This window comes from Pseudomonas sp. Wu6, assembly GCF_019891515.1.
GTDB classification, from domain to species: Bacteria; Pseudomonadota; Gammaproteobacteria; order Pseudomonadales; family Pseudomonadaceae; genus Aquipseudomonas; species Aquipseudomonas orientalis_A.
Genome location: NZ_JAFLXH010000007.1, coordinates 116,624 through 134,428, shown reverse-complemented (window position 1 = coordinate 134,428; position 17,805 = coordinate 116,624). Strand labels below are relative to the sequence as shown.

15 protein-coding genes are annotated in these 17,805 nt (G+C 60.4%); 8 read left to right on the top strand and 7 right to left on the bottom strand.

Annotated features, from left to right (window positions below):
* Position 1 precedes the first annotated feature (1 nt).
* On the top strand, positions 2-1,360 hold the full coding sequence (gene gorA / locus J1G34_RS07070) for a glutathione-disulfide reductase (protein ID WP_222993661.1): 1,359 nt from the start codon (positions 2-4) through the stop codon (positions 1,358-1,360).
* Here the strand turns inward: gorA and J1G34_RS07065 are convergent, their stop codons facing one another.
* Positions 1,361-2,368, bottom strand: a complete 1,008-nt coding sequence (locus J1G34_RS07065; protein WP_130138283.1) for a DNA-binding protein — start codon at positions 2,366-2,368, stop codon at positions 1,361-1,363.
* A 171-nt stretch (positions 2,369-2,539) separates the two neighbouring features.
* Between J1G34_RS07065 and J1G34_RS07060 the strand changes: the two genes are divergently transcribed.
* The 3 genes from J1G34_RS07060 (at position 2,540) to ahpF (ending at position 5,869) form a co-directional block, all read left to right on the top strand.
* Positions 2,540-3,472 (top strand): site-specific integrase, encoded by a 933-nt coding sequence (locus J1G34_RS07060; protein ID WP_065936667.1) that lies wholly within the window; start codon positions 2,540-2,542, stop codon positions 3,470-3,472.
* A 145-nt stretch (positions 3,473-3,617) separates the two neighbouring features.
* Positions 3,618-4,181 (top strand): alkyl hydroperoxide reductase subunit C, encoded by a 564-nt coding sequence (gene ahpC, locus J1G34_RS07055; RefSeq protein ID WP_005788226.1) that lies wholly within the window; start codon positions 3,618-3,620, stop codon positions 4,179-4,181.
* Positions 4,182-4,303: 122 nt separating this feature from the next.
* Entirely contained in the window at positions 4,304-5,869 is a 1,566-nt protein-coding gene (gene ahpF / locus J1G34_RS07050) for an alkyl hydroperoxide reductase subunit F (RefSeq protein WP_065936666.1), read from the top strand.
* 108 nt (positions 5,870-5,977) lie between these two features.
* Here the strand turns inward: ahpF and gloA are convergent, their stop codons facing one another.
* Positions 5,978-6,499: a lactoylglutathione lyase gene (gloA, locus tag J1G34_RS07045; RefSeq protein ID WP_065892185.1), complete on the bottom strand. Its 522-nt coding sequence runs from the start codon at positions 6,497-6,499 to the stop codon at positions 5,978-5,980.
* Positions 6,500-6,678: 179 nt separating this feature from the next.
* Here gloA and J1G34_RS07040 point away from each other — a divergent pair, with 179 nt between their 5' ends.
* Positions 6,679-7,209, top strand: a complete 531-nt coding sequence (locus tag J1G34_RS07040; protein WP_065892201.1) for a DUF4946 domain-containing protein — start codon at positions 6,679-6,681, stop codon at positions 7,207-7,209.
* A gap of 270 nt (positions 7,210-7,479) precedes the next feature.
* On the opposite strand, the gene J1G34_RS07035 is transcribed toward J1G34_RS07040, so the two are convergent.
* Together J1G34_RS07035 and J1G34_RS07030 are read right to left on the bottom strand one after the other, a co-directional pair.
* Positions 7,480-7,845: a histone-like nucleoid-structuring protein, MvaT/MvaU family gene (locus J1G34_RS07035; RefSeq protein WP_065892186.1), complete on the bottom strand. Its 366-nt coding sequence runs from the start codon at positions 7,843-7,845 to the stop codon at positions 7,480-7,482.
* A gap of 199 nt (positions 7,846-8,044) precedes the next feature.
* A complete protein-coding gene (locus J1G34_RS07030) occupies positions 8,045-9,586 on the bottom strand; it encodes an EAL domain-containing protein (protein ID WP_222993659.1) in 1,542 nt (513 codons plus the stop codon).
* Between the two features lie 395 nt (positions 9,587-9,981).
* On the opposite strand from J1G34_RS07030, the gene hppD reads away from it, so the two are divergent.
* Positions 9,982-11,058 carry a 4-hydroxyphenylpyruvate dioxygenase gene (gene hppD, locus J1G34_RS07025; RefSeq protein ID WP_065892196.1) on the top strand — a complete coding sequence of 359 codons (1,077 nt, stop codon included), beginning with the start codon at positions 9,982-9,984 and terminating at the stop codon, positions 11,056-11,058.
* Positions 11,059-11,105: 47 nt separating this feature from the next.
* Here hppD and rarD read toward each other — a convergent pair whose 3' ends face one another.
* From rarD to J1G34_RS07010, 3 genes are all read right to left on the bottom strand, one after another.
* A complete protein-coding gene (rarD, locus tag J1G34_RS07020; protein WP_065897971.1) occupies positions 11,106-11,987 on the bottom strand; it encodes an EamA family transporter RarD in 882 nt (293 codons plus the stop codon).
* Between the two features lie 148 nt (positions 11,988-12,135).
* Entirely contained in the window at positions 12,136-13,146 is a 1,011-nt protein-coding gene (locus tag J1G34_RS07015) for an aldo/keto reductase (protein WP_065892197.1), read from the bottom strand.
* Positions 13,147-13,992: 846 nt separating this feature from the next.
* Positions 13,993-15,303 (bottom strand): MFS transporter, encoded by a 1,311-nt coding sequence (locus tag J1G34_RS07010; protein ID WP_065892775.1) that lies wholly within the window; start codon positions 15,301-15,303, stop codon positions 13,993-13,995.
* A gap of 160 nt (positions 15,304-15,463) precedes the next feature.
* Here J1G34_RS07010 and J1G34_RS07005 point away from each other — a divergent pair, with 160 nt between their 5' ends.
* Together J1G34_RS07005 and J1G34_RS07000 are read left to right on the top strand one after the other, a co-directional pair.
* Positions 15,464-16,564 (top strand): sugar diacid recognition domain-containing protein, encoded by a 1,101-nt coding sequence (locus J1G34_RS07005; protein ID WP_222993657.1) that lies wholly within the window; start codon positions 15,464-15,466, stop codon positions 16,562-16,564.
* A 97-nt stretch (positions 16,565-16,661) separates the two neighbouring features.
* Positions 16,662-17,801 carry a glycerate kinase gene (locus tag J1G34_RS07000; RefSeq protein WP_222993655.1) on the top strand — a complete coding sequence of 380 codons (1,140 nt, stop codon included), beginning with the start codon at positions 16,662-16,664 and terminating at the stop codon, positions 17,799-17,801.
* Positions 17,802-17,805 lie beyond the last annotated feature (4 nt).

The window sequence follows — 17,805 nt, the reverse complement described above, 5'->3', positions numbered from 1 at the left end:
AATGGCCTATGATTTTGACCTGTATGTAATTGGCGCCGGTTCCGGCGGTGTTCGCGCGGCGCGCTTTGCCGCAGGTTTTGGCGCCAAGGTGGCCGTGGCGGAAAGCCGCTACCTGGGCGGTACCTGTGTGAATGTCGGCTGCGTGCCGAAGAAGCTATTGGTGTACGGCGCACATTTTGCCGAGGACTTCGAACAGGCCAGCGGTTTCGGCTGGTCGTTGGGTGAGGCGAACTTTGACTGGGCGACCCTGATCGCCAACAAAGACAGGGAGATCAACCGTCTCAACGGTATCTATCGCAACCTGCTGGTCAACAGCGGCGTGACCCTGCACGAAGGGCATGCGCGAATGGTGGATCCGCACCAGGTGGAAATCAATGGCGAGCGCTTCACCGCCAAGCATGTCCTGATCGCCACGGGCGGCTGGCCGCAGATTCCGGACATTCCAGGCCGCGAACATGCCATTGGCTCCAATGAAGCGTTCTTTCTCAAAGAGCTGCCAAAGCGCGTACTGGTGGTAGGCGGTGGCTATATCGCCGTTGAGTTCGCGGGCATTTTCCATGGTTTGGGCGCGCAGACGTCGTTGCTGTATCGCGGTGACCTGTTCCTGCGCGGCTTCGATGGTTCGGTGCGCAAGCACTTGCAGGAAGAGCTGACCAAACGCGGCCTGGACCTGCAGTTCAATGCCGACATCGAGCGCATCGACAAGCAAGCCGATGGCAGTCTCAAGGCCACCTTGAAAGACGGTCGGGTGCTGGAAGCCGACTGCGTGTTCTACGCCACCGGCCGGCGCCCGATGCTGGACAATCTGGGCCTGGAAAATACCGGTGTCACCCTCGATGAGCGTGGCTTCGTCAGCGTGGACGAGCTGTATCAAACCAGCGAGCCGTCGATCCTGGCCATTGGCGATGTGATCGGCCGCGTCCAATTGACGCCGGTCGCCCTGGCCGAAGGCATGGCGGTGGCGCGTCGCCTGTTCAAGCCCGAGCAGTACCGTCCGGTGGATTACGCGATGATTCCGACGGCTGTGTTCAGCCTGCCGAATATCGGTACGGTGGGCCTTACGGAAGAGGAGGCGAAGAAGAACGGCCATAAGGTGCAGATCTTCGAGAGCCGTTTCCGGCCGATGAAGCTGACCCTGACGGACTGTCAGGAAAAGACCCTGATGAAGCTGGTGGTCGATGCCGACACCGACAAAGTGCTGGGCTGCCACATGGTCGGGCCCGATGCCGGCGAAATCGTGCAGGGCCTGGCGATCGCGCTCAAGGCCGGCGCGACCAAACAGCATTTCGACGAGACCATTGGCGTGCACCCGACGTCGGCGGAAGAGTTCGTCACCATGCGCACGCCTGTGGCGGACTGATCAGGTTTCGCCGGTTGCCTCTGGCGTCGTTGCAACGACGGCGGCCAGACGCAACGCTTCAATACTGGCCTGGGCCTTGAGAAGGTCCAGCTCCAGCGCCTTGTTGGCCTGCTGATGCTCAGTCAGCGCTGCCTGGCGTGACTGGCTTTCCAGCAGCGCCACCCGCAGGCGCTCCTGAAGCAGTGTGCGCTCGCTGTCGACCTGGCTGATCTTCTCGTTCAGCTCGAGTTGCAAGGCCTGGTCTTTGCGCCGTTGCTCCTGCAATGCGTTCAGCTCCTTCGTGGTCACCCGGTGTTCGATCAACAAGCGTTCGTTGTCTCGATGCAATTGGGTGATTTCGTCCTGACGCACCAGCGCACTCTGCTGGGCCTGGCGCAGCTCGGCTTGTACCTGCTGCAACTGACCTTCATGACGGCGCTGCTCCTGTTCACGCTGCTCCTTGACCGCATTGCGGTAATGCTCAAGGGCATCTCGGGCGTGCAGGTGCTTGTCTTCCAGGGAGCGAATCTGCTCGTCCTTGTCTTTGATCCTCAGTTCGTAATCGCTGCACGCCTGGCTGAGCCCGGCGTTGCGCGTTTGCTCGGTCTGCAGGCTGGTGCCGGCGGTTTGCAGGGCGGCGCTTTCCTCGGCGAGGGCGGCGGCCTGGATATCGAACTGCTGTTGCAGCTGATCATGGGCTCCTTGCAACGTTTCAAGCTGAGTGAGCAGGGCGCGTTTGTGCTGCTCAAACTGCGCCAGGGCGAGGTCGATGGGCTCCTGGGCCTTCTCTTTCAGGCGCTGGGCGAGCCGTGCCACCAATTCGCCAAGCTCATCATCAATGGGGGCTTCGGTGATGGTCTGGCGGGTCTCGCTTTCGTCCAGCTCCTTGAGATAGCGGTGAATGGTGGTTTTCGAGCCGGTATTGCCCATTTCGATGCGCACGGCGTCGATGCTGGGGTTTTCGCCACGGGCGAGGATCGCCAGGCGTGCCGTCTGAACGACTGCTTTGTTTATGCCACCACGAGCCATGGGGTCTCCGTCGATTTCGTACTGTGGTACAGGGTATGTATTTACATACTATATCACAGCTAAAAACTGCTTTAAATTCATGATTTAACAGATGGGATATTGGCGTATTATCCCGTGTCATCAGCATTTTTAGCGTCGAACCAGGCGTTCGCAGTACGAATAGGCCCTGCCATGAGTGATCTTGATCGTTACCTCAACGCCGCGACCCGTGACAACACGCGCCGTAGCTATCGCGCGGCCATTGAGCATTTCGAGGTCAGTTGGGGTGGCTTCCTGCCCGCCACCAGCGACAGCGTGGCGCGCTACCTGGTTGCGCACGCGGGCGTGCTGGCCGTCAACACGCTGAAGTTGCGGCTCTCAGCACTGGCGCAGTGGCACACCAGCCAGGGGTTTGCCGATCCGACCAAGGCGCCGGTGGTGCGCAAGGTACTCAAGGGTATCCGCGCCGTGCACCCTGCGCGGGAGCGGCAGGCCGAGCCGTTGCAGCTCAAGCACCTGGAGCAGGTGGTGGCGTCGCTTGAGCGTGAAGCCAGCGAAGCCCGTGACAAGCAGGACCGGCCTGGGTGGCTGCGCGCCAAACGCGACACGGCGCTGATCCTGCTGGGGTTCTGGCGTGGCTTTCGCAGCGATGAGCTCTGTCGCTTGAGTGTCGAGCATGTCCAGGCGGTGCCGGGAGCCGGCATCAGCCTGTACTTGCCGCGCAGCAAAAGTGACCGCGACAACCTCGGCAAGACCTACCACACACCCGCACTGCTGCGCCTGTGCCCGGTACAGGCCTACAGCGAATGGCTCAGCGCCTCGGCACTGGTGCGCGGCCCGGTGTTTCGCGGGATCGATCGCTGGGGCAACCTGGGGGAGGAGGGGCTGCACCCCAACAGCGTGATTCCACTGCTGCGCCAGGCGCTTGCGCGCGCGGGCATCCCGGCCGAGCAGTACACCAGCCATTCCCTGCGACGCGGCTTCGCGACCTGGGCTCATCGCAGCGGCTGGGACCTGAAGTCGTTGATGAGTTACGTCGGCTGGAACGACATGAAATCGGCCATGCGCTATGTTGAAGCGACGCCTTTTCTCGGCATGACGCTGGCGACCCAGCCGCTGCTATGAGATTTCTTCTATTAATACAGTCATCTGATAGAGAAACCCAATCGTCAGCATCAGGTTTGCCAATGAGCCATCGTCACAGAGAGTGGGTAGGATTCACCCCATCAACTTGTTAAGCCCTTCTACAAACCCTGACGGAGAGTCAACGATGCCTATCATCAACAGCCAAGTAAAACCGTTCAAAGCCACCGCGTTCAAAAACGGCAGCTTCCTCGATGTGACCGACGCTGACCTGAAAGGCAAGTGGTCTGTGGTGTTCTTCTACCCAGCCGACTTCACCTTCGTTTGCCCAACCGAGCTGGAAGACCTGGCTGACAACTACGCCGAATTCCAGAAACTGGGCGTAGAAATCTACAGCGTGTCCACCGACACCCACTTTGCCCACGCTGCCTGGCACAACACTTCGCCAGCCATCGGCAAGATCCAGTACACCATGATCGGCGACCCGACCCTGACCATCTCGCGCAACTTCGACGTGCTGATCGAAGAAGCCGGTCTGGCGGACCGCGGTACGTTCGTGATCAACCCGGAAGGCCAGATCAAGATCGTTGAACTGAACGACGGCGGTGTTGGTCGTGACGCGTCCGAGCTGCTGCGCAAGATCAAGGCAGCCCAGTACGTTGCTGCCCACCCTGGCGAAGTGTGCCCAGCCAAGTGGAAAGAAGGCGAGGCCACCCTGGCACCGTCCCTGGACCTGGTCGGCAAGATCTAAGTCTGTGAAGTCTCAAGGGCGGGTATCCGCACCTACCCAGTAAGCTGCAACCGCCCTCAAAAACGCCCGGGCGAGATTCGCTCGGGCGTTTTTTTTACCCAGAATTAAAGGAAATCGCCCGTATGTTGGACGCCAATCTTAAAGCTCAGTTGAAGTCATACCTGGAGCGGGTTACCCAGCCGATCGAGATCGTCGCCTCCCTCGATGACGGCGCGAAATCCCAGGAAATGCTCGCTCTTTTGCAGGACGTAGCCAGCCTCTCCACGCTGATTACCCTGCACAGCGATGGCAATGATGCGCGCAAGCCGTCGTTCTCCATCAACCGCCCGGGTGCCGAGATCAGCCTGCGTTTCGCCGGCATCCCCATGGGCCATGAATTCACGTCCCTGGTGCTGGCCCTGCTGCAAGTCGGTGGCCACCCATCCAAGGCCAGTGTCGAAGTGATTGAACAGATCCGTGCCTTGAAAGGCGAGTTCAGCTTCGAGACTTACTTTTCGCTGTCGTGCCAGAACTGCCCGGACGTGGTCCAGGCGCTGAACCTGATGGCCGTGCTCAACCCCAGCATCCGCCACGTAGCCATCGACGGCGCGCTGTTCCAGGCTGAAGTCGATGAGCGCCAGATCATGGCGGTGCCCAGTGTCTACCTCAACGGTGTGAACTTCGGCCAGGGCCGCATGGGCCTGGAGGAAATCCTCGCCAAGCTCGACACCAGCGGTATCGAAAAGGCCGCCGAGAAAATCAGCGCCAAGGATGCCTTTGATGTATTGGTCGTCGGCGGTGGCCCGGCCGGTTCATCGGCTGCGATCTACGCTGCCCGCAAAGGCATTCGTACGGGTGTGGCCGCCGAGCGTTTTGGTGGTCAGGTACTGGACACCATGTCCATCGAGAACTTTATCTCGGTACAGGAAACCGAAGGCCCGAAACTGGCCGGTGCCCTGGAAGCCCATGTACGTCAGTACGACGTCGACATCATGAACCTGCAGCGTGCCAGCAGCCTGGTGCCGGCGAAAAACGCCGGTGAGTTGCACGAAATCCGCTTCGAAAGCGGTGCGACGCTCAAGTCCAAAACCGTGATCCTGGCCACTGGTGCGCGCTGGCGTGAAATGGGCGTGCCGGGCGAGCAGCAATACAAGGCCAAGGGCGTGTGCTTCTGCCCGCATTGCGATGGCCCGCTGTTCAAGGGCAAGCGCGTAGCCGTGATTGGTGGCGGTAACTCAGGCGTCGAAGCCGCCATCGACCTGGCCGGTATTGTCAGCCATGTCACGTTGCTGGAGTTCGACAGCAAGCTGCGCGCCGACGCTGTGTTGCAGCGCAAGCTGTACAGCCTGCCGAACGTCGACGTAATCACCAGCGCATTGACCAGTGAAGTCAAAGGCGATGGTCAGAAAGTCACCGGTCTTGCCTACAAGGATCGCGACAGCGGCGAGTTCAAGACCCTCGACCTGGAAGGCATCTTTGTGCAAATCGGTCTGTTGCCCAACACCGACTGGCTCAAAGGCACTGTGGAACTGACGCCTCGCGGCGAGATCATCGTCGATGCACGTGGCGAGACCTCATTGCCGGGTGTATTTGCCGCCGGTGACGTGACGACTGTGCCGTACAAGCAGATCGTGATTGCCGTGGGCGAGGGCGCCAAGGCTTCCCTGAGTGCGTTCGACCACCTGATCCGCACGTCCGCCCCTGCGTAAAATCCGAAGCGCAAATAAAAAACCCCATGAGTGATCATGGGGTTTTCTCGTTCTCGTTCCCACGCTCCGCGTGGGAATGCCTACCGTGACGCTCTGCGTCACACGGCGTTACATCGGTGCTGGCTGAATGATTTCAACCCAGTACGCATCCGGGTCCTTGATAAAGGCCAGGCTTTTCATGCGGCCATCGCTCAGGCGCTTCTGGAAATCGCAGCCCAGGGCTTCGAAGCGTTCGCACGCCGCAACGATGTCCGGCACCGAGATGCAAATGTGGCCAAACCCACGAGGGTCGGTGTTGCCGTTGTGGTAGGCGAAATCGGCATCGTTTTCGGTGCCGTGGTTGTGGGTCAGTTCCAGAATGCCAGGGATCGACTTCATCCACTGGGTGCGCTCAGCCGCGTCAGCCGGGATCTGGGCTTTGTCCACCAGGGCGAGGAAATACAGGCTGAATTCGGCTTCCGGGAAATCGCGTTTTTCAACCAGGGAAAAACCCAGTACGCGGGTGTAGAAATCCAGCGACTTGGTGATGTCCTTGACCCGCAGCATGGTGTGGTTGAACACGAAGTTCGCGGTGGCGGTATCAGGTTGGGCAGTAACGCCGGGGAAAGTGTTCAGTTCGTGCAGGCTCATGGGCCCTCCAGAAAAAAATGGGGCAATGCGGTCCCTTGGCTTGCGGCAAGCATCCGTGCAGATGGGCCATGATACGCAAGGCTTGCCGGTCACGCCAAATGAAAAAGCTGACGCAACCCTTGCGAGCTGTGGGTCCGGGGCCGCAAACTTTGGCGCTGGAACCCTGGATGCTTTTTGCAATGATCGAGTTTCGTAAACCGCTGTTGAGTACCGTGTGTCTACTGCTGGCGAGCCCGCTCGTATGGGCGACCGACCCCGAGATCCATTGGCCCAGCGGTTGGCAGGTGGAGGAAGTTGAACCCGACGCCGCCGGAAAGAGCCAGGCCGTGACGCGTCAACGTGCGATCAAGAATGACGAAAATGGCCAGACCTTGATGGTGATGGAGTTGACCGGTACGCCAATTGAGGCCGGGCACCAAGTCAATCTTCAAGGCGTGTTGCTGGAGATGCGCAAGTCCATTCAAAAAGATTTTGCCCAGGGTGGTTATCAAAGCGTGTGCACCAAAATGCACGCCGCTACATTGAGCCGCCTTGATGCGCTGGAAACTACCTGTGTGATTACCGAGAACGGTCGGCATGTGCTATCGCAGACACTAGTGGGCGCGGTGGATAAGGAAAAGGCCTACGTGTTTTCATATGCGGGCCAGGCGCAAGCGTATGAGGCCAGTCAGGATGAAGTCAATTCAGTACGTGACAGCCTGAAACTTTGAATGGGTGTATGCGAAAGAAAGTGAACTTTAATTTAAGTTCGCTTGCGAACCTGAAAACGAAAAAGCCCCGCGTGAGCGGTAATGCCGTTCAGTTAAGGCTTTTTGTAGGAGCGAGCTTGCTCGCGAAAAACCACAGGCGCCGCGTTCAATCAGGAAACACGCGTTATCGTTGACGTTTTTCGCGAGCAAGCTCGCTCCTACAGAGGGCGATGTACGCTTAACTGAACAGCATTACCCGCGTGAGCGGGGCTTTCTATTAGTGCATGTTAATCAACCGCGAAGCCAGGAATCTACAGTGGCAGCGCCGTGCTCTTCTTTCCAGGCTTTCAGGCCGCGATGGTTGCCGCCTTTGGTCTCGATCAGCTCACCGGTGTGCGGGTTCTGATAGACCTTGACCACGCGGGCGCGGCGCTGTTTCGGTGCGGCCGCAGGCGTGGCGCCGCGCTTGGCCGGGTTTGGATCAAGGATGGAGATCACATCGCGCAGGCTCTTGTCGTAGCTGCCCATCAGTTTTTTAAGTTTTTCTTCAAATTCGATTTCTTTCTTCAGCCCGGCGTCGTTCTTCAGGGATTCCAGCTGGGCAAGCTGCTCTTGAAGGGCTTTTTCTGCTGCGCGAAATTCGGCGAGTCTGGACAAAATCTGTACTCCAATAGTGTAGTTAGCTGATATCTACTGCGAAGAAAGCCTTAAGCCAAGAGGGTTAAGCTAACTCAAACGAAAACACCTGACTGTGAGTGTATCGCCGGCAAGAAAAATTGTAGTAGTTAATCCACTTCGAGTAAATCATGTCTTTTGTCTAAATAACGTGCTGGCCGTGAAGGCAGTCGGTGACTGTTCACTGACGGGTCACCGACTTAATGAATTCATCGCCGGGTAATGGACGCCCGAACAGGTAGCCTTGCAGGAAGTCCACGCCTTTTGCGACGAGGTAATCACACTGTTGCGCTGTTTCCACACCCTCGGCCACGATGCCCAGGTCGAGTTTGACGGACAGTTCGATGATGCTGTCCAGAATATGCCGTGAGAGGGCATCCGCACCGATCATGGCGACAAAGCTTTGATCGATCTTCAAGTAGTCCACATTGAAGTGACGCAAGTAGCCCAGGCTGGAATGCCCGGTGCCGAAGTCATCTATGGCGATCATCACGCCCAACTGGTGCAGCGCGTCGAACAAGCGCCGTGTGATGTCGGTGGGCTCGATCAACTCACGCTCGGTCAGTTCCAGTACCAGGGTTATCTGGCCGGGCGGGAAGGCCGCAAGGAACGCTCGGCAGTCGTCCACCAGCGCCAGGTCCTGGCAATGACGCGCGGTGATGTTCACGCCGATATGAAACCCCGGGCTGAAGCGCTCGGCGTGCGGCGCCAGTTGCGCGGCCGTCTGGCGCAGCAGGGCGCGTGTCATGGGCACGATCAGCCCGGAGTGCTCGGCCAGGGGAATGAACAGGTCCGGTCGCACCAGGCCTTCCTTTGGGTGTTGCCAGCGCATCAGCACCTCGCAACCGGCCCATTGGCGTGTGTCGCCGCGCACCACCGGTTGAAAATACGGAATGAACTCATCGGCGCCCAGGGCACGTTGCAACTCGTGGGTAGGCGCCGAAGAGCGCTTTTGCAGCCAATGGGCAAGGAGGCCGGCCAGCACACCAAAAAACACCACCAGGCTGAACACAGCCGGATAGCGCGCCTGCATGTAACGCCAGACCTCACCCTCGGGCATGCCCACGTCGACGCTGTATTGATAGCGGTTGGAGGCCAGGAAGTGAGGGGCTATGGCAAACTTCGGCGGCGCGTCGGTATGGACCTTGCCGTCGGCGTCCAGCCAGTTGGGGCCCACCTTTAACACCAGGGAGGCGTAGCGGCTGATCAGGCGCAGGGCATTGGTGAGGTGGTAACCGTCAATCGAGGCAAACGCGCCTCGATCACCGTCGACCAACCGGTACACCAGCAGTGCGGTATCCGGCGTGACGGGGTTGCCGTTCATCAACCACAAACGCCCGCCAACATAGTCGTCCGGGTTGACCGGCGAGTTATGCCGGCTGCCGAACAATGAACTGCAATAAATCTTTTTCTGCCAGGACAAGGTGGTAGCGCGCACGAACGGCCGGCGGGTGACCTGTTCACGCAGTGCCAGCGTTGCCGCGTTGTCACACGGCAAGCCGGCCAGCGGCAACAGGTCCTGGGCGGCGAGGGCGGTGTTGTCGAGCATCAAGTCGAACTGACGCACCGCTTCCCTGGCCGTTTGCGCAGTGCTTTGTTCAAGCGTGCGCTCGGCTTGCCAATAAAGAATCACGACCCCCAATAAAACGGGGAGCAGGCCGCAGACGATGCTCAGGCAATAACGGGCAACTCGGCTTCGTGGGCCTTGGGATGTAAAGGGCATAGAGGAGCGGCCGTGCAAAAAAAAGAAGGGGACAATGCCGATGATAGATGGCATTCACACAAGTCGCTCAGCAAAACGTAACAGCGTCTGCCCGGGTGACAAAGCCCTTGCGCGCGGCAAGGCAATGGGGATTTGATAAGCGTACGGGCAAATAGAGCGCGGACAAAAAGTGTTACGCTGTGTAGAATCGATTTACGCATACAAGAATATGGACTTGCGCTCACGCAAGCCTCGCCGTCAGAGACTGATGACACCATGAAGCAACTCGGTTCTCCCCTGATTTTTGGTGACTTCCTCGCCCGCAGTGTGCGAGGCCTTTCCTGTGCGCCACCCGCCGACCTCATCCTTGCCGGTAAATAACCAGTCGTTAATCCAAGCATGATGAGGCACCCGACATGACCGACCAATACGAAAACCCGATGGGCCTGATGGGCTTTGAATTCATTGAGTTCGCATCGCCGACCCCGGGCATCCTGGAGCCGATCTTCGAGATCATGGGCTTCACCAAGGTGGCGACCCACCGTTCCAAGGACGTGCAGCTGTTTCGCCAGGGCGAGATCAACCTGATCCTCAATAACGAGCCCAACAGTCTGGCCTCCTACTTCGCCGCCGAACACGGCCCGTCGGTGTGCGGCATGGCGTTTCGGGTGAAGAACTCGCAGCAGGCCTACCAGCGCGCCCTCGAACTGGGGGCCCAGCCGATTCATATCGAAACCGGTCCGATGGAGCTGAACCTGCCGGCGATCAAAGGCATCGGCGGTGCGCCGCTGTACCTGATCGACCGGTTTGGCGAGGGCAGCTCGATCTATGACATCGACTTCGTCTACCTCGAAGGCGTAGACCGCAACCCGCAAGGCGCCGGCCTCAAGGTCATCGATCACCTGACCCACAACGTCTATCGTGGCCGCATGGTCTACTGGGCCAATTTCTACGAAAAACTGTTCAACTTCCGTGAAGCGCGCTACTTCGACATCAAGGGTGAGTACACCGGCCTGACGTCCAAGGCCATGAGCGCGCCGGATGGCATGATCCGCATCCCGTTGAACGAAGAATCGTCCAAGGGCGCAGGCCAGATCGAAGAGTTCCTGATGCAGTTCAACGGCGAGGGCATCCAGCACGTGGCGTTTCTCACCGATGACCTGGTCTCGACCTGGGACGCGTTGAAGAAGATCGGCATGCGCTTCATGACCGCGCCGCCGGACACTTACTACGAAATGCTCGAAGGCCGCCTGCCCAACCACGGCGAACCGGTGGACCAACTGCAGGCCCGCGGCATTTTGCTGGACGGCTCGTCGATCGAAGGCGACAAGCGCCTGTTGCTGCAGATTTTCTCGGAAACCCTGATGGGCCCGGTGTTCTTCGAGTTCATCCAGCGCAAAGGCGACGATGGGTTCGGCGAAGGCAACTTCAAGGCGTTGTTCGAGTCGATCGAGCGCGATCAGGTGCGTCGCGGTGTATTGACCGCCGACTAGGCAAAAAATAAAGCCCGGCTTCGGCCGGGCTTTATTTTGCCTGGGATTCAGGCTCTGCGCTGACGCACCAGGTGCTTGAAACCTTCATACATCAGCACCATCACCGCCAGCCAGATCGGGATATAGGTCAGCCATTGCCCGCCCTTGATGCCTTCACCCAGCAGTAGCGCTACGGCGAGCAACAACACCGGCTCCACATAACTGAGCAGGCCGAACAGGCTGAAGGCCAGCAATCGGCTGGCGATGATGTAGCTCACCAGCGCCGAAGCACTGATCAAGCCCAGCATGGGAATCAACGCGTACAACTTCGGCTGCGCATCCAGTACCGCGAAACCCTGCTCGCCGCTTTGTACAAACCACCAGGCCACCGGCAACATCAGCGCCATGTCCAGCCACAGGCCGCCCAGATGGTCGGTGCCCAGGTACTTGCGCACCACGAAGTACACCGGGTAACCGATGATCACCACCAGCGTTGCCCAGGAAAACCCGCCAGCCTGATACAACTCGTTGAGCACGCCCAGCGTGGCAAACACCACGGCGATCTGCTGCAAGCGCGACAACTGCTCGCCGTAGACCAGCCGTCCGGTCAGTACCATGGTCAGCGGCAACAGGAAATACCCCACCGACACGTCCAGGCTGCGCCCATTGAGCGGCGCCCACATGAACAGCCATAACTGCACGCCGAGCAGCGCGGAGGACCCCAGCACGCCGCCGATCAAGCGCGGCCTGGTTGCCAACATGCGCAGCAACTCCCACGCCCGTCGCCATTCGCCGCTGACCACCATGAAGACGGTCATGCAGGGCACGGTCAGCAACATGCGCCAGCCGAAAATTTCCAGGCCACTCAGGGGGGTGAGCAGCGACGTAAAGTAATACATCACGGCAAACAACACCGAGGCCGATACCGATAACACAACACCTTTAGACACGCAGTCCTCGCGAAAGCCGATTTGAGATAAACAGGAAGAATCGAGAGGCAGATTATGGTGCTTTTGGTGGCTCAGGTGCGCTGATTTGGGGCAAAAGGCGGAAAAAGGTTGAAAATGGTCGTTTTACACGCTTTGGCTCAAGGGTTGTCTATGAGCGCACCGTACGACCCGAGACAAAGTGACTCACATCATTGAACCCCGGCGTGGACGAGTGCCCAGGGGTTACCAGCGAATCGATGAATGCTTCATCTTCCGCGCTGATCTTCACCTCAAGTGCGCCGGTATAGGCATCCCACTGCGCCTCGGTGCGCGGGCCGACAATCGTCGAGCTCACCGCTGCGCTATTGAGCACCCAGGCAATCGCAAACTCGACCATGCCCACGCCACGCCCCTGGGTGTATTGCTGGATCTGCTGGGCGATGCGCAGCGATTCGACGCGCCATTCGGTTTCCAGGATGCGTTTGTCCTGGCGTGCAGCGCGGCTGCCAGGCTCGGGTGTCAGGTCCGGCGCGTACTTGCCGCTGAGCACGCCCCGCGCCAGCGGGCTGTACGGCACCACCCCCAGGCCATAAGCGGCAGCGGCGGTGATCTGCTCGACTTCGGCCTGGCGATTGACGATGTTGTACAACGGCTGACTGATGATCGGCCGGTCAACGCCCAGGCGTTCGGCCACGCGTATAACCTCGGCAATACGCCAGCCGCGGTAGTTGGACAACCCCCAGTGGCGAACCTTGCCCTGGCGAATAAGGTCGCCGATCGCTGATACCGTGACCTCCAGCGGAGTGTCGGGGTCCTCGCGGTGCAGGTAGTAGATGTCCAGGTAGTCGGTGTCCAGGCGGCCCAGGCTGGCCTCCAGCGCGTTGAACATACGCTTGCGGCTCAGCCCGTTGCGGTTGGGCATGCCATCCGCCGGGCCCATCCCGACCTTGGACGCCACCACCCAGTCCTGTCGGTTGCGCGCGATGGCCTCGCCGACGATTTCCTCGGAGCGTCCGCCGGTGTAGACGTCGGCGGTGTCGATAAAGTTGATGCCTTGATCCCAGGCCTTATCGATGATGCGCAGCGAGTCTTCAGTGTTGGTCTGTTCGCCAAACATCATGGTGCCCAGCGTCAGGGCGCTGACCTTTAATCCGGACTGGCCCAATGTGCGGTAAATCATGCAGAGCTCCTCATGGCAGGCAAACGTGTGTCATGCAATACCAGACACGAGCGCTTTGGAACAAGCGCTGTGTGTGTTTTTTCATGCACTCAGCAGGGGCTGGCAGCGCTTCTGTAAAAACCGCTGCGGCATTTTCATCCGTTCCGAGACTGGCAGGCGGTGGGGACACTTCAGGTTGAACGGCGCCGGCTGACGGATGCTTCACAATCCAAATGTGGGAGGGGGCTTGCTCCCGATGGCGGCTTCTGGGCCGACCAGGATTTTGTGTCGAGCCTGGCCCAAATGTGGGAGGGGGCTTGCTCCCGATGACGGCCTCTGGGCCGACCAGGATTTTGTGTCGATCCTGGTCCAAATGTGGGAGGGGGCTTGCTCCCGATGACGGCCTCAGGGCCGACCAGGATTTTGTGTCGATCCTGGTCCAAATGTGGGAGGGGGCTTCCCCCCGATGGCGGCCTCAGGGCCGACCAGGATGTTGGATCAGATCGAGTACATATCCGTTTCTGCGGTAACGGCCACTCAGGGTTCCGCCCTGACGGCGGCTCACTTTTGAAAAGCGCAAAAGTAAGCAAAACGCTCTTGCCCCACCACTCGGCACCTCGCTAATGCTCGGTGTGCCCGAACGCAGGCTTGAATCCGTGGGCCGCCGCAATGGGCCATCCCTGGCCCAGTGCGGCTAACCCGGCGTCCTGCCGGGTTACCCACGGATTCAAGCCTGCGTTCGGCCAGCGTGGTTTAACGGGGCGCCTAAGATCAAGAGCAGATCAAGATCAAGAGCGGCTCGCTTCGCATCGTGGTTACGTTTGGGGGCTGCAGGGTTGTGTAGTACCTATGCCCCCATGGGGCGTTTTAAACCTTCAAGGTGCGCGTCATCCGTAACGCCAGCACGCTGCCGGCGACGATGACCGCCGCCAGCAGGTACAGCGCCATGTCCGTGGACCCTGTTGCATCTTTGACGAAGCCGACGATGTAGGGGCTCAGAAACCCGGCCATCTGGCCCATGGAGTTGATCAGTGCCAGCCCGCCGGCCGCGGCGCCCGCGCTGAGCATGGCGGTGGGCACCGGCCAGAACATCGGCAGGCCGGTGAGGGCGCCCATGGTGGCGATGGTCAGGCCGAGGATGGCGATCGCCGGGGTGGTGGCGAAGTTCACCGCGATGACCAGGCCAATCGCGCCCATCAGCATCGGTACCACCAGGTGCCAACGACGCTCTTTGCGCAGGTCGGCCGAGCGGCCCACCACCAACATGAATACGGCCGCCAGCAGGTACGGGATCGCACTGAGCCAGCCAATCACCAGATTATCGCTGAACCCCAGGCTCTTGATGATCGATGGCAGCCAGAAGTTGATCGCATAGACGCCGCTCTGGATGCAGAAGTAGATCAGGCCGAACGCCCAGATCGCCGGGTTCTTGAAGACCTCGGCCAGGGAGTCGGTGGTGGTTTTCGGCTTGTTCGCCAGGTCGATGGCCTGGTCGGCTTCCAGCAGCGCGCGTTCGTGGGGCTTGAGCCACTTGGCGTTGGCGAAGCTGTCGCTGAGCAGGAAGTAGGCGAGGGCGCCGAGGATCACGGTGGGGATGCCTTGCAACAGGAACATCCACTGCCACCCGGCAAGGCCACCCTGGCCGGCCGCGAAGTGGTTGAGAATCCAGCCGGAGAACGGGCTGCCGAGCAGGCCGGAAACCGGAATCGCCGACATGAACAGCGCCATGATCCGGCCACGGCGAAAGGTTGGAAACCACTGCGAGAGGTACAGCACGACGCCGGGAAAGAAGCCCGCTTCGGCGGCCCCGGTAAACAGGCGCAAGGTATAGAAATGCGTCGGCGTGGTCACGAACAGCAGGCATGTGGACAGGGTGCCCCACACGATCATCATCAGCGCGATCCAGCGCCTTGGCCCGAACCGGGTCAGCGCCAGGTTGCTCGGCACGCCACACAGCACGTAGCCGATAAAGAAAATCCCGGCACCCAGGCCGTACACGGTTTCACTGAATTTCAACGCATCGAGCATCTGCAACTTGGCAAAGCCAACGTTGACCCGGTCAAGGTAGTTGAACAGGTAGCAGATAAAAATGAAGGGGATCAGGCGCAGGGTTACGCGCTTGTAGATGGCGTTTTTATCGTCATCGGTGGCCAGTGCTGCAGCGGCGCTCTGTGACATGGCGAGTCTCTCTTTATTATGATTTTTGGCGATGCGAGGGTAACGTTGATCGCTTGAACAGTCTCGGTGAGGCGATGGGCAACTGTCTTTGTGCTCGCGCACAGTCAAGCCCGCTTTGCGCTGTGCCGCTGACCAACCCGTTTCGAGGAAAATAGCCCCCATGTTCGAGCTGGATCATGAACTGGCCCAGGATATCGTCGATCGCACCATGGCGATCCTGCCCTACAACGTCAACGTGATGGACAACCAAGGCCTGATTCTCGGCAGCGGCGAGCCGGAGCGCATCAACACCCGTCACGAAGGCGCGCAACTGGTGCTGGCCAACGGGCGCGTGGTGGAAATCGACGGGCAGACCGCCAAACACCTCAAGGGCGTGTTGCCGGGCATCAACCTGCCGCTGATGCATGACCAGCGCCTGATCGGCGTACTGGGTATCACCGGCGAACCGGACGGGTTGCGCACCTACGCCGAACTGGTGCGCATGACCGCCGAAATGCTGGTCAGCCAGCGGCACCAGCAGGCCGAGCTGCAATGGCGACGCCAGCGCTGTGACGATCTGCTGGCCTTGCTGTTGGCCGACGCGGGCGACTCGCCGCGTCTGGTCGACGAAGCGCAACAGTTGGGCCTCAAGCCGCAACTGGCGCGCACGCCGTACCTGTTCGAGCTGGACGCGGGGCAGTCGGCTGAAGCCTTGAGCGCCTGGCTGATGTCGCGTTATCCGGACAGCTGGTGCGTGAGCTCCGCGCAGTTTTCCCTGCTCTGGTGCCGTCCCGCCGCCCTGCAAGTCGACGACCCACGCCTGCTGGAAAAGCTCGACGGCCTGGGTTGGAATATTCTGCGGGTGGCCGTAGGCGGGCAGGCGCAAGGACTGGCCGGCCTGCGCCGCTGCTACCGCCGCGTCGGTGACTTACTGGCCTACGGTCGCGATATCCTGCCCCACACGCGCCTGTTGCTCCTCAACCGCTATCGCCTGCCGGTCATGCTCTGGCGCCACCGCAACGATGACGCCCTGGACGAATTGCTCAACCCACTGCGCAAAGTGCTGGCCAGGGACAGCAACGGCCAACTGCTGGCTACGCTGCGCAGTTGGTGCGAGCACGACGGGCAAAGCCAGGCCTGCGCCGACGCCCTGGGCATCCACCGCAACAGCCTGCGCTACCGCATGGAAAGGATCGCCGAACTGAGCGGCGTCGACCCGCTGACTCTGGACGGCATGCTTGCGCTGTATCTGGGCGTGCAGTTGTTGCCCCAGGCTTTGTAAGAATGAACAACAAACCTCACCCGCACTTGTGCATCGGACTGGCGTCAGCGGCGGTGCCAACTGTCAGCATGGGCGTTATAAAAAACGGAGAACGCCCATGAAAATCATCATCGCCCCCGACTCGTTCAAGGACAGCCTCAGTGCCGAACGGGTCGCCCAGGCCATTGCCGATGGCCTGGTTCAGGTCTGGCCTGACGCGCAGCTGGTGCAATGCCCGATGGCGGATGGTGGTGAAGGGACGGTCGCGGCCGTGCTCGCTGCGTGTAACGGCCAGCTGCGCAGCCAGACCGTGCGCGGGCCGCTGGGCGCTGCGGTGCAGGCGCACTGGGGATGGTTGGCCGACAGCCACACCGCGATCATCGAAATGGCTGAGGCCAGCGGCCTGCAGCTGGTTGCGCCGGGCCAGCGCGATGCATGTTCCAGCAGCACCTATGGCACCGGCGAACTGATCCGCACGGCCCTTGATCTGGGCGCCCGACGCATCATTCTGGCAATTGGCGGCAGTGCGACCAATGATGGCGGCGCGGGTGCGATGCAAGCGCTCGGGGTGCAGTTGTTCGATGCCCAGGATCAGCCGCTGGCACCTGGAGGCCTGGCGTTGGCAGGCCTGGCCCGCATCAGCCTGGAAAACCTCGATTCGCGTCTGGCTCAGGTGCGCGTTGAAATCGCCGCGGATGTAAATAACCCGTTGTGCGGGGCCCATGGCGCCTCGGCGATTTTCGGCCCGCAGAAAGGCGCCACTCCCGAGCAGGTTCAAAAGCTGGATGCCGCTCTCGGTCATTTTGCCGACCACTGCGCGCGAGTGCTGCCCGGAGACGTGCGCGACGAACCCGGCAGCGGCGCCGCCGGTGGCCTGGGGTTTGCCGCCAAGGCGTTTCTGGGTGCACAGTTTCGTGCCGGTGTTGAGGTGGTGGCCGAGTTGGTCGGGCTGGACGCCGCCGTGCGCGGTGCCGACTTGGTCATCACCGGCGAAGGCCGCTTCGACGCCCAGACCCTGCGCGGTAAAACCCCGTTTGGCGTGGCGCGTATCGCGCGCCATCACCAGGTCCCGGTGATCGTGATTGCCGGAACCCTGGGCGATGGCTACGAACAAATGTACGCCCACGGCGTGGATGCCGCGTTTGCGTTGCCATCGGCGCCGATGAGCCTGGAGCAGGCGTGCAGCGAGGCGCCGCGACTGTTGCGCGAGCGCGCGGCGGACATCGCCCGGCTTTGGCGCACAGCGCTGCGAGGCTGAACCC